We start from the raw sequence: 12,730 nt of genomic DNA, 5'->3' as shown, positions 1-12,730 counted from the left end.
AGCGAGTTAGCCTATGTTTTGTATCTATAACAATGGTATTTAGACACTGGATAAATGTCCAGTTTGTTGGATGAAAAATCCTCGCATACACTAGGCCTTCCTATAATATTCTTTCTTCCGCTCAAATTATCCAAACCGAGCGGCACATCATCACGCAGAGGCATCATGAACGAGCGTCGCGCCCTAGGATTTGGGCTCTCAGCAGTATTACTTTGGTCTACCGTTGCAACCGCATTTAAACTCACGCTGGCAGAATTTACGCCGATTCAAATGCTATGCATTGCCAGCATCGTCTCTGCGATTGCACTAACAGTAATCTGTGGTGTGCAAGGTAAACTGGGCCAGTTAAGCGCTACATTTTTCTCAAACCCTTGGTATTACCTACTGCTTGGGTTGATTAACCCTTTGGCGTATTACGTTATTCTGTTCAAAGCATATGACTTGCTGCCCGCATCTCAGGCTCAAGCGATCAACTACAGCTGGGCCATTACCTTGACGCTAATGGCTGCTGTTTTCTTAGGGCAGAAGATCCGAGCTAAAGATTGGCTCGCTTGCGGTTTTAGCTATGTAGGCGTGATTGTGATTGCCACACAAGGCAATCTTTTAGGCATGGAATTTGAGAGCCCGTTGGGTGTTGGTCTTGCGCTGCTATCAACGCTGCTGTGGGCCGGTTACTGGATTTTAAATACCAAAAATAAGGCCGACCCTGTGGTTGGCGTTCTGCTCGGCTTTTTGGTCGCTATTCCATTCGCCATTGGTTTAAGTCTTTATGAAGGTGCTGACTGGCAGATGATCTCAGCTAAAGGCTGGGCAGCGGTGACGTATGTCGGACTGTTTGAAATGGGGATCACTTTCGTTTTGTGGCTGAGCGCACTCAAATCAACGCAAAACACCGCGCGTATCAGTAATCTGATCTTTGCTTCTCCATTTATCTCACTCATGTTGTTAGCTACCATCATCGGCGAAGAAATTCACCCTTCAACCTTGATTGGCCTGGTATTGATCATCAGTGGCTTAGTCATTCAGCAAGTCTCATGGGGCAAGAAAACCAAAGCGGTAAACGCTTCTTAATCACCTATCCAAAGCCCTAAAAAACGATGCAATAAGTTGGATAAAAAAGAGATATAGATAACATTTTAATGATAGAAAGCACTTTACGCTGCTAGGATTTAGCTACGCGTTGGATACGATACTCACAAAGCCCAATAGCTTACGCTAGATTCTAATATAATTACTTTTGGGCGATTTAGGACTCGTTATTAATTATGTTTCGCTTCGCTATTCCTTCGCCTTTGATGGCAGACTGGCAACACGTTCTGCGACAATGCTGTAATGTAACTCAAGCTCAGGGACAGCTTTATACTCTGAGCGATACTCAGCAGTGGCTATCGACTGAGGTGTCCACCTCAACCCAAAATCATCGTGCTATCGTCGATGTGATAACGCAAGTTGTCGATCACTTTACGCCGACAGATTTTACAGTTAGCCATACCCCTTTTGAAGAGCAAACCTTGAGCATAGGACCGATTTGGCTACCTAATGGCGAATTGCTTGCCGTACTGACACTGACTCACCCTAATGATCAATCAACGGTTGTTTCGGCATGGCTAAGCGCAATGGCGGGGCGGATCAGCTTTGATATCAACTTGCACTGTCAGCAAGAACAAACGCGACATCAAAGCGCGGAAATAAAGCCAACACCAACACTACAAGAGTTTATCGACTGCCTTGAAGACCACGTATGGATAAAAGGCATGGATGGTCTTTATTCGATGACCAACCGAAGCGTAGAAAATGCGTGGCAAAAAACCAACAGTGAAATCATTGGAAAAGACGATTTTGCTCTGTTTAGCCATGAACGTGCGGAAAAATTCATTGATGCCGATAAATTGGTGGTAGCCACGGGCACGCAAAATATTGTTGAAGAATGCCGTCAAATTGATGAAAACAATAACCCCACTTGGCTAGAAACCATTAAGTCTCCTGTCCGTGATCATGCGGGAAACTTAATCGGCATTCTGGGGATGACACGTAACATCACCCGCCGAAAAATGGTAGAAACGCAGCTCTCCTTAGCGTCCCAAATTTTCAACAATTCGCAAGAAGGCATGGTCATTACAGACCGCAATGCCAACATCATTGATGTAAACACGGCTTTTACCCAAATTACAGGTTACCGCTCTGAAGAGGTGATAGGAAAAAACCCACGAATTCTGCGTTCAGGCCATCATGATCAAGGTTTCTATCAACAGTTGTGGCATCAACTCGAAAACAAAGGCCAATGGAAAGGCGAATTCATCAACAGAAAGAAAGATGGCAGCATTTATCCGCAATTAGCGACCATTAGCGCCGTAATGGACGATAAAAACCACCTTATTAACTACATTTGTGTGTTTGAAGATATCTCTGTGCGTAAGGCACACGAAGAAAAGCTGCAGCGCATGGCTTTTTACGATCCATTAACCAATCTACCTAATCGCACCCATTTACTCAGCTTACTCGAACAACACATCGAAACCGGACACAAAAGCCAGCAGACGTTTGCCACCCTATTCTTAGATATCGACCATTTCAAACACATCAACGATAGTATGGGCCACTTCTGTGGTGACCAATTGCTGTCTAAGTTAGCGATTCGTCTGCAAGATGTGCTTCACCTCAATGCGCATGTGGCTCGTATTGGCGGCGATGAATTTGTGATTATTTTGCCAGACATCCATAGTGATGTTGCCTTACTGGAAACCGTCGGCGATATTCTAAGCGTATTCCAGCAACCATTCGACTTGGCAAACCACGACTCACTTCGTGTCTCGACCAGTATTGGTATTGCCTTGTACCCAAGAGACGGTCAAGACAGTGAAACCTTACTGAAAAACGCAGACACTGCGATGTACTTAGCGAAGAAAAATGGACGCAACGGCTACGCGTTTTACTCACCGGATTTGACCGATAAATCCGTATCCCATGTACGCATTCAATCCGCTTTGCATCAAGCAATAGAAAAACAACAACTCCGGTTAGAATTCCAACCGCAATACAACTTGGAACAAAATACGATTGTCGGCGTGGAAGCTTTATTACGCTGGCAGCATCCAGAGTTTGGCCTTGTACCACCAGCAGACTTTATTCCAATTGCAGAAAAAACAGGGCTGATTCAAAGCATTGGTGAGTGGGTGTTACAACAAGCTTGTTTGCAAGGTAATGCTTGGCTAGACCAGGGCATCGAGTTTGGCAAAATCGCCGTCAATGTTTCTGCGTTGCAGCTTCAGCAGTCAAATTTCATTCAGCGATTAAGTACTATCCTCGATAACACCGGATACCCTGCCCAACGGTTAGATTTGGAGATCACAGAGAGCTTTTTACTGATCGACCCTCAACAAGCCATTGCATCGTTAAATCAATTACGAGAGCTGGGTATTGAGATTTCTCTGGATGACTTTGGAACTGGCTATTCGTCTTTGTCTTACTTGAAAGGTTTGCCAATCAACAAACTGAAAATTGACCGCTCATTTGTCAGTGATGTCCCAAGTAATAGCGACAGCAACGCGATTGTGAATGCCATTATTGCCATGGGAAAAACGCTGTCGTTGAAAGTCGTCGCGGAAGGGATAGAAACTCGGGAACAAGCCGATTATTTATTCGAAAAAGGCTGTATTTATGGTCAGGGATATTTGTTTAGTCAGCCAGTGAGCGCTGAAAAACTGTTTCGTTGAACCAGCTTGATCCTCAAGTCACTCTCGCGGTGCCACGTCCGCGGAGGTGATTTGTTTTGCTTGATTTTGGGTTGATTGGCATAGCTCTAGACGATCAACCAAAATATTGATACAAACCAGCAACGGCACACCGATCAATAGTCCCATTCCGCCCCAAAGCCAGCCCCAAAAAACAAGCCAAACAAAAATCACTAACGGGTTTAAGTTAAACCTTTTCCCCAATAGTGTTGGTGTAACAAACTGACTTTCAATCAAATTGAGCAGTAAATAGATAGACACCAACGTCAGCATAAAACTGACCGACTCCAACTGAAGATAAGCAACAAAGCCAAAGCTCACCATGGATATGACAGGGCCGAGGTACGGCGCAAAATTCATCACGCCTGCAAATGCGCCCCATAGAAATGGATCTTCAAGGCCTAGAACAAAAAACACGGCCCCAACACTCAACCCCAGCCCCGCATTCACTAAAGTGATGGTGCCAATGTATCGAGATAGGTCTTTCTGTAGCGCTTTGACCAACTCAATCGCTTGGCGCTGTTTGGCGAACCCATGTAGGTAAGACACTGACTTTCGAAATAAGCTTCGTCCATGATTGAGCATAAAGTAAACCATAAACAGCACGATCATCGCTTGTGTCAAAATCGTCGGCGTAGTGGTCGCGAGCGTTTTTACCAAAGAAAATACGGTGTTGTTCCCGACCTCATCCATACTCATATCGTTGGCGATATTCAATGGAGTATTAAGGTGATCAGCCGAAACTTTAGTAACTTCGCTTACTTCTTGCGACACATTTTTCACGATACTGGGCAGCTCAGACCACCATTGCTTGGCGGGCTCCGACATGGCGGCAAGACCAATAATTGAAGCGCCAACGAGGAATGACAGCGTCAACACGACGGTAATAGCACGTGGTAAGCCTTTGTCTTCAAGATAATTAATGAAAGGGCTGCACAGCAGAGAAATAAAGGTGCTAAGCACAATAGGTAACAATATTGGCTTGGCAAAATACAGCCCTGGGACGAGTAACAGGACGAGAAGCGTTGCACCAATCGCAGTGTTGGCAGGAATGTTCAATTTCGCTGTCATAATAAGCTCAGAATCGGTAAGAAAATTTTGCGGTGAAATCCGCTATTAGAGTGGTTCGCCCTCTGTCGTCGCAGCGTTGCTTACTTGTGTTGCTGCATTTCCATTTTGCTCCGCATCTGACTCATCCAGAGAAGCTGCCGCGACCGGCTTTGTGAGCGAATCGGTAATATCAGACACGCTGCTAACCAATAGCCCCATTGACGAAATAGAAGAAGTCAGTCGAGACAATCGACCTGCTTTTGCAGCGGTAACGGCAACGACAGCACTAATGCCTAATGTCGTCCAAGGGTTTTCTCTCACAAACTTCTTGGTGGTAAACGTGAACATTTCCATCGACAAACAGCATTGCTCTAGAGACGCTTTACCTTCCATCCGCTTGATCCGCATGGCTCGATTGAGCTTTTGTAGCGAGCGCATCCCACCCCTCCTGTAATTGTTCTGTCGTATTTTTGAATCCAAGAAATCCAACTAAACGCTTCTGCCACCAGGCTAAAGCAAATAATGCCAAGCCTAATGATGTGATAAATACACCCACGGCAACATACACGTTGGCAGTTAACTGATAAGCCACCACCCCAGAGGCTAGGCACAAACTGAATACGAACAATACCGACAATAGAGTAAAAACAACGGTACACAGCAAAATCTGACGCACTGCGGACACGTTAACTTTCATCTCCAAGAGGAACAAATCCAACGTTGAACCTGACCATACTTTTAGCGATTTCGTCAGTTGGTCCAATTGCGCAAGAATGCTGCTCAAACCATTAATGGTTTGTTGGATATCCTGTTCTTCTGCCCCATCAGGGGCTCGGCCGCTGTCTGAAGCCGCCGAGCCTGATTGCTGATTGGTAACTTGCCCTGAGTTATTCATGTGAAGCCTCGCCTTTCTGTTGTGTGGCTTAATCCTTGGTGACCACTATTATTTGATCAGCTTCTATTTGATCAGCTTCGAAACCGCCCAACCAGCAAGGAAGGCACAGCCTATGCTCAGCAATGGGCGCTCCTTGATTACATTTTCTGCCGACTTGGTCGCCTGCTGAACTTGCTGTGCACCGACATCCAGCTTCTCTTTGGCTTGGTCTTTCATCGCGCCAACAGCTTCCGTCGTGGCTTGCTCCGCTAAGTGATATGCTTCTTCTAACTGCTCTTGAGGTTTTACTGTGCTTTCTTTTGTAGTAGCCATAACTAGCCTCCATTAATGAGTTGAGTAGTGAATCAAGTGAAACAATGTTTGACCTCACTTACTCCCTACAAAGCCATATCCATGCCAGAATTTTAAGGTATTGTTTTTTATTGGTTTTATTTTTGTTTCGATAAAAAGCCGTATCTGTACGTGTAATTCTTTCCAGGCTTTCCCCGCCATTCTTGTAATTTTTTCTTAGCGCCTTACCGACTGTTAGCAAGTTATTGCAAAACAAGATATTAAGCCACTGATTAATAAGACTTAAAGTTCATTGGCATACAACCTGCAACTGAAGACGAAACATCGTGTTTGTATTCCATACGCTCAAACACCCCTATCACCAGTAAATAAGGAGTGGCATATGAAAAATGAAAACATCGCCTCAATCATTGAGCTTATCGAAAGCGGAAATGAAATTTACAACAAGGCCATCGAGAACATCGACAACACTTCTTTGAATAATGTGTTGGTAGAACTGCTCAGAGTACGTGAGCGTGCAGTCATTGAGCTCACTCCCTACTCTCTAGCAAGTAACAATGAAGAATCTGCCGACGACACTCCGGTTTCCTACACCATCAAGGCGCGTGAGGTTTACAGCGACGTGATGAAGGAAGTGTCCTCTGACAAAGAGTCAATGTATTTAGAACAGCTTGAAGGTGTCGAAAGCAAGGTACTCAAAGAGATTGAGAATTTGATTACTTCCCACCCAGAGCAGGCGGATAACTCGGTTCTGCTGAAAGTTCGTAGCGATATAAAAAGCTGCAAAGAAAAACTTAGCAGCATCAGCCTTATTAGCTAAAACCTGGTGGTCGCCTTTGCAACAAAGCTCGGTATTGAGCAAAGAAATGGCCAACTTGCTTTGGCCATTTCTGACAAGCCCACAGGCGCATTAACATAACCATCACGAGAAATGTCCCACGACAATAGTCATAAATAAAGAGGTCACTATGACATTGGATAACAATCGAGTAAGGGAGCTACTCGTAAAAATGACACACCATCGCCAAACGTGTTTGCCTCTCGTTAACCCGCAATCACATATGACACTCGCAAGAGCGGCATATCGATTCGTGAAAATAGAAAAAGTGATGATCAAAAAGATGGCGAAGCTGTTCTTCGATCAAGACGGTGAACAATTCATTGCAGAAAATGCCACCGAATACGGCGTTGCCGAGCTAGGTAATTACAAAGAAATGCATTTTATGAATAAATTACTGTTAGATGATTTAAAAGCCCTGCTTAGAGCCATTGACGACACCAACTTAACCGCACTTGTTTCTTATTGGTTAGCTGCTTTACAAGTTGAAAACGATGAAATTGAAAAGCACTTACCTCAGGGTGAGTAATTATACTCGCCCTTCTTTCTTCACTTTGTTTAAACCACATCCCCAATCAACCTAGTAAAAGGTGCAGATAGAAAAAAAGCCGCTGCATCTACTACGCAGCGACCTTGATAGCCTTTTTACGACGCACACCAAATCATCAAACAACACAGAAAAAGCGCCATGTAGAATACGAAGCAAATGGCGCGTTATCCGCGGATTACAGTGTTAAAGCGAAGATGATTTACGTCTCTGGCCTGGAACAAATACGTTCAATGACTTTGGACGCAGCTTGATTGCCAGTTGCTCATCAGAATACAGTTCACCATCAATCACATACTCAATCGGCTTATTCGCAGAAATAGTGACACTCTGAGCCGTCGCGTATTGAAAATGTGTCGATTCTTCCTGTGCGCCTACGCTCGTTAATGTCAGATCCGACAAGGCGATAAGACGTCCGCCTAAAGACTCGGTGTTATCTAAATATGTGATATGCAGCTTGCCATCATCAGGCTGCGGCGCATCACCACCTTGGGCAAGCAACGTACTAAATGGAGCGATATTCGCAACGACAAAACTATGGACTTCAAGCGTTTGTGTATTCTTGTCGTGGTTTCCATCTTCAGTTGGAGCGTCTAACGATACGGTTAAAGCTTGCGTTTCTTCCGCCACTACAGCATTAAAAAAGCCGGTGAGGTAAGCGAGTTGTCCAAAAACATTTTTCTCTTCTCGCTGAGCGTGCTCGATCATTTTCTGTTCTAGCCCAATGCCTAAGACCAACAAAATAAGCCGCTGATTACATTCCGCAGTATCAATACGTTGGCAGTGTCCGCCAAGCAACGCTTCACACGCTTTTTCGACCGGTGAGAATTTGGCGCCAACGCCATAGAGCACATGACATAACGCATTGGCAGTTCCGAGCGGAACAATACCGAGTTTTAGGTCGGTATCCACCAATTGGCTAGCCACCTCTGTTACTGTGCCATCGCCACCAGCTACGATGATTTGCTTAGCTCCACTTTCTTTTGCCTGTTGTGTTAGCTGCTCGGCGCTGAGGTTTGTGGTGGTTTGATGAATACTCAAGCGATATTTTTTGGTTAGCTCACGAATCAAGTGCTGTTCGTTTTCCTCCCATTTGCCGCCACCTGCAACAGGGTTAACCACCATCCAAGTGGATTGATCCAGCCCCAGTACGCCTTTTTCACTGATCGCTCGTAACGTCCTAATCTGTAATTTATTCAATCTCGCGGTACTACGTACGTCATTGATTTTTTTCATCACGGATTCAACCGTCAGTGACGGGTCTTTGCTCAGTAAATACGCCGCCACAACAAACACTGAACGACCACGCCCTAACGCACAATGCACAACCACGGCCCGCGAGCACGAGATTTGAGTATCAATCCAGTTAATCGCATGGCGAAGACGCTCTAGCGTCGGGGCTTTGTGGTCGAGTACCGGAATCGAAAGGTAATGAAACTGCTTGTCGGTCATCGCACTTTCAAGACCTGCAAATTCTGCGGTGACATCGACAATACAAGAGATCTCATTGGATTCGAGAAAATCTAAGTCACTCTGAAACAAACGGCGAGATAGGTATAAATTGTCGCTGACTTTTTGGATTGGAGGCACTGTATCACGCCGTCTTTCCCAGGCGTTATATGCTTTAGCCCCCAATAAAAATGGGATGAATGCCCAGCGAATCCATCTGACAATCTTGCCATCTTGGTTTTTTCTAAAAATAGAGGGAATGTCGAATACGTAGGCTACGCTGACCAACGCTAAAGAAAGAGATATCCACAAGAACAGCAGACTAACGATAATTTGAGGCGTATAGATAGCGGCCAATAAACTGATCAGAGCGCCAAGAATATAATATTTGATGATAAACATTCGCTCTCCTTGCCTTCAGCGAGTGCACTTTTTAGTGGAAGTTAGAATACGCGGGGGATTGAGCTTGGATACATGAACTTGAGTAAACGCCTTGATTGAGTGCCTTCCCGTGCCGAAATGGCACGAAAAGGTCCAACACTCTACCTAGCTTGCCATCTCTTCAACATAACCATCCGCTAGTTTCATTTTCTGCTTATCGGTCATTACCTTACCGGCTAACTGGAAGAAACGCTGCTCTTCTTCCTCAAGATGGTGCAACACTTTGTGACGCAAGGTTTTCATTAGGTTGAGCCACGCTGGCGAGCTCATATCGGTTGCATCAAGCTGTGCAATCACTTTATCAATTTCATGATGCTCTGCGATGCCATGGCGAGTGAGATCAATGGTCTTATCGCTATCTATTAAAGGCGCGTAGAAAAATCGCTCTTCTGCCGCTGCGTGCTGTTCGAGTTCCTCTTTAAGGTTGTGGTAAAACTCTTCACGAGCGGGGGAATCTCCAGACGTTTCCATCAGAGCATCGAGTAAAAGGCGCTGCTTTTCATGACTCTCTTTCAGTACATCAAATATGTTTTTCATCTTTGACTCCTTATCTGATTGTAAACAATTGGGACAAAAGGAAGGGCGGTGATTGACCGCCCCTCTCTTACATAGCTATGCGTAAAAAACCTAACCTGATTCGGCTAACAGTCTTGGTCTTCAGCGTTTAGATTTTCTTTAATGTTTTCACATTCATCTTCAATCGCATTTTGGGTTTCTTTGGCGGCTTCATCTATCTTTTTGCCGGCCTGTTCCATTGGCCCTTCTTCACTACAAGCTGCCAACGCAAACACCAAACCGAATACTGCGGCGATACGGTAAATAAATGACGTAAGTCGCATGAAATCTCCTATCTATTTACGTTTTTTCTTCCCAGCAGAACAATCACTATTGATACAATTAATGACAATAGGAATAGGTAAAATATCACTTGCGCGATAGAGGCAGCAGCTCCTGCAATACCGGTAAAGCCTAATAGTGCAGAAATTAGTGCCAGTGCCAGAAAAATAAACATCCAACGAACCATAGTGTTACCTCCTAATAAAAGTGGGTTAAATCACTCGGCTCGCTATTATTGAACCACTTCTAGCTTATCAATCACCTTATTTACGTCATTGGTGTTATTTGCAATTGAAATTGCAAGATCATGCTCCGCATCTGAATTAACTTTACCTGCCAACGTTACCGTTTTGCGTTCCGTCGTTACATCAATATCCGTACCACTCACATTGGTATCCATTAGTAGGCGCGTTTTAACTATAGTCGTGATTTTAGAATCGGTCAGTGTAGCTAAAGCTTCTGAATCAGTTTCTTTCTTGCCTTCATTCACTACTGACAATTCGTTGTTTACTTTTTTCACACCATCAAGACCAGTCACAAGCTCTTCGGCAAGTGATTTTTCAAGATCATTGTTTACCGAACCAGAAAGGGTAACGACCTGATTCTCAACATCGGTATTGATATCAAAAGAGTTGAGATTACTGTTTAGCAGTAGTGTGGTTTCAGCTTTACCATCTAGCCAAGCGTCCATGGATTCTTTTTCCCATTTATCACTCGCTAAGACTGCTGTAGATGAAGTAGCAAGAACTGACGTAAGTACAATTTTAGCTGCGATGTTATTCATGGTAATTCTCCTTTATTGACGTTGCACTTCCCTAGAAGCAAACCATGTGCCAACTTTATAACTCATTGTTTTTAAGTGACTAATAAAGGAAAGAGGTAAAAATGAGATGAGCAATAAAGTATAAGCATGAATTATTTACACGTAATAAATGTAATTTTTAATCGGTGATAAAGCCTCCGTCACTTGTGCCTAAATAACCTGATAAAACAGAAAGGCTATTTCTCCAGAATCAATTAATAGCAAAATTATTATTTTAAATAAAAAAATCAGAACAAAAGGAAATATCTACTGATGGCTCTCACCGATATATATCAAAAAGGGGCTAACAACATAAAAATATCGAACAAATCCTTAAATCTATGCTGACAATATTTTGTCTTGTGAAGTGAGAATAATCCACGTACATTGTTTCTGTCATAGTAAAGAGGACATTTCTATGTCGATGCCAAGCCTGTTTCTAAGAATACAAGATCCATCACTTAAAAATGCCATCGCTTCTTGCCAGGAACTGAACAAATTTCGTCTGCATGACATCGATGCCGCAGACCAATGGATTGAAGATTTCCTACAACTCAAACCGGAAGTTGCGATTGTTGAAGTCGCCCACTTTACTAGTGCAGATTATCAACGTCTTTCTAATATCGAAGACATCTACGATATGGACTTGATCATCATTAGCTCAGGCGCTCCAAACGAGAACTTGGATAAGCTGATGAACTTGGGTGCTATTTTTCACTACAGAAAGCCCGTTGATATTGCCATTCTGACGGACACCCTGAGCGAAGTCAGCCAATACTATCAACACAAACAAGATCAAGGGCGTAAAGTGTCCACTAGCGATCTTGACCAATTTGGTCTTTTGGTCGGCTCTTCCTCTCCGATGCATCAGCTCTATCGTATGATCAGGCGCGTTGCTAAAACAGAAGCCAACGTCCTTATTGTCGGTGAAAGTGGATCAGGCAAAGAACTGGTGGCGCAGACCATCCACTTAGCGAGTGAGCGTAAACAACAGCCCTTTATAGCGATTAACTGTGGTGCCATTAGCCCTGAATTGGTTGATAGTGAACTGTTTGGCCATGAGAAAGGCGCTTTTACCGGAGCAAATAAAACTCACCAAGGTGTATTTAAGCAGGCAGAGGGCGGCACCCTATTTTTAGATGAAATCACCGAGATGCCTATCGAGCATCAAGTGAAGCTATTGCGGGTGCTAGAAACCGGAGAGTATCGCCCAGTTGGCAGTAATACAGTTCATATCGCTAATACTCGCATCATTGCTGCTACAAACCGTGATCCTAAAATCGCCATTGAGGAGCAGTTCCTGCGTGAAGATCTGTTTTTCCGCTTATCGCATTTCCCATTAACGATACCGCCACTGCGAGAACGAGGCGGTGATATCGTAGGTCTGGCCAAGCACTTTATTGCGCACCGCAACGCCAATGAGGCAAAAACCAAAACGATTCTTGACTCTGCGATCCAAAAAATCGCTGCACACGACTGGCCAGGTAATGTCCGTGAGCTCAAACACACGATCGAGCGTGCATTTATTTTGGCTGATGACACCATCCGAGATGAACACCTTATCTTCGACACACCACCATTGGAAACAGGCACCAGCATCGAAGACCTTGTTCCGGCGGGCGTTTCGCTAGAAGAGCTAGAAAAAGCCGCCATTCTCAATACCCTTGAAGAGAATCAAGGCAATAAAACGGAATCAGCGCAGGAGTTAGGCATTAGCGTGAAAACGCTCTATAACAAACTCGAAAAGTATCAAGACGAGTAACTCGCTATGGGAATACAAAAAGAGCACTGACTTTTATTCAGTGCTCTTTTTGTATCTTATCTTTTATGCAGTTAGGCTGCGTTTGGT

The 12,730-nt window shown here is 44.2% G+C and carries 14 protein-coding genes; 5 read left to right on the top strand and 9 right to left on the bottom strand.

Annotated elements, in window-relative coordinates; genetic code table 11:
- The first annotated feature begins 165 nt into the window (after window positions 1–165).
- On the top strand, window positions 166–1,071 hold the full coding sequence (locus R7044_RS06600) for a DMT family transporter (RefSeq protein ID WP_054579547.1): 906 nt from the start codon (window positions 166–168) through the stop codon (window positions 1,069–1,071).
- A gap of 194 nt (window positions 1,072–1,265) precedes the next feature.
- A complete protein-coding gene (locus R7044_RS06595; protein WP_054579546.1) occupies window positions 1,266–3,713 on the top strand; it encodes an EAL domain-containing protein in 2,448 nt (815 codons plus the stop codon).
- An 18-nt stretch (window positions 3,714–3,731) separates the two neighbouring features.
- Here R7044_RS06595 and R7044_RS06590 read toward each other — a convergent pair whose 3' ends face one another.
- From R7044_RS06590 to R7044_RS06575, 4 genes are all read right to left on the bottom strand, one after another.
- Window positions 3,732–4,802, bottom strand: a complete 1,071-nt coding sequence (locus tag R7044_RS06590; protein ID WP_054579545.1) for an AI-2E family transporter — start codon at window positions 4,800–4,802, stop codon at window positions 3,732–3,734.
- Between the two features lie 45 nt (window positions 4,803–4,847).
- Window positions 4,848–5,174, bottom strand: a complete 327-nt coding sequence (locus tag R7044_RS06585) for a hypothetical protein (protein ID WP_005379200.1) — start codon at window positions 5,172–5,174, stop codon at window positions 4,848–4,850.
- Window positions 5,164–5,676, bottom strand: a complete 513-nt coding sequence (locus R7044_RS06580; protein ID WP_033905884.1) for a hypothetical protein — start codon at window positions 5,674–5,676, stop codon at window positions 5,164–5,166. Before R7044_RS06580 ends, R7044_RS06585 begins: the two co-directional genes overlap by 11 nt.
- 63 nt (window positions 5,677–5,739) lie before the next feature.
- Complete coding sequence (locus tag R7044_RS06575; RefSeq protein ID WP_005379196.1) at window positions 5,740–5,988, bottom strand: hypothetical protein; 249 nt, start codon at window positions 5,986–5,988, stop codon at window positions 5,740–5,742.
- A 361-nt stretch (window positions 5,989–6,349) separates the two neighbouring features.
- On the opposite strand from R7044_RS06575, the gene R7044_RS06570 reads away from it, so the two are divergent.
- The gene (locus R7044_RS06570; RefSeq protein ID WP_005379194.1) at window positions 6,350–6,787 is read left to right on the top strand and encodes a DUF2383 domain-containing protein; all 438 of its coding nucleotides are present in this window, start codon (window positions 6,350–6,352) and stop codon (window positions 6,785–6,787) included.
- A gap of 148 nt (window positions 6,788–6,935) precedes the next feature.
- Window positions 6,936–7,334 (top strand): hypothetical protein, encoded by a 399-nt coding sequence (locus tag R7044_RS06565; RefSeq protein WP_005379193.1) that lies wholly within the window; start codon window positions 6,936–6,938, stop codon window positions 7,332–7,334.
- A gap of 204 nt (window positions 7,335–7,538) precedes the next feature.
- On the opposite strand, the gene R7044_RS06560 is transcribed toward R7044_RS06565, so the two are convergent.
- From R7044_RS06560 to R7044_RS06540, 5 genes are all read right to left on the bottom strand, one after another.
- Window positions 7,539–9,203, bottom strand: a complete 1,665-nt coding sequence (locus tag R7044_RS06560) for a diacylglycerol kinase family protein (protein WP_054579544.1) — start codon at window positions 9,201–9,203, stop codon at window positions 7,539–7,541.
- A 144-nt stretch (window positions 9,204–9,347) separates the two neighbouring features.
- On the bottom strand, window positions 9,348–9,779 hold the full coding sequence (locus R7044_RS06555; protein ID WP_005379185.1) for a hemerythrin domain-containing protein: 432 nt from the start codon (window positions 9,777–9,779) through the stop codon (window positions 9,348–9,350).
- Window positions 9,780–9,883: 104 nt separating this feature from the next.
- Complete coding sequence (locus R7044_RS06550) at window positions 9,884–10,081, bottom strand: hypothetical protein (protein WP_054579543.1); 198 nt, start codon at window positions 10,079–10,081, stop codon at window positions 9,884–9,886.
- A gap of 8 nt (window positions 10,082–10,089) precedes the next feature.
- Window positions 10,090–10,266, bottom strand: coding sequence for a DUF1328 family protein (locus tag R7044_RS06545; RefSeq protein ID WP_005379177.1), 177 nt, complete (start codon window positions 10,264–10,266; stop codon window positions 10,090–10,092).
- A gap of 45 nt (window positions 10,267–10,311) precedes the next feature.
- Window positions 10,312–10,863 carry a BON domain-containing protein gene (locus tag R7044_RS06540; RefSeq protein WP_005379174.1) on the bottom strand — a complete coding sequence of 184 codons (552 nt, stop codon included), beginning with the start codon at window positions 10,861–10,863 and terminating at the stop codon, window positions 10,312–10,314.
- Window positions 10,864–11,299: 436 nt separating this feature from the next.
- On the opposite strand from R7044_RS06540, the gene R7044_RS06535 reads away from it, so the two are divergent.
- Window positions 11,300–12,643 carry a sigma-54 interaction domain-containing protein gene (locus R7044_RS06535; protein WP_005382945.1) on the top strand — a complete coding sequence of 448 codons (1,344 nt, stop codon included), beginning with the start codon at window positions 11,300–11,302 and terminating at the stop codon, window positions 12,641–12,643.
- Window positions 12,644–12,730 lie beyond the last annotated feature (87 nt).

Source organism: Vibrio sp. 1402, from assembly GCF_033340275.1.
Note: the sequence above shows the minus strand (reverse complement) of the source record. Positions and strands in the feature narration are given on the sequence as shown.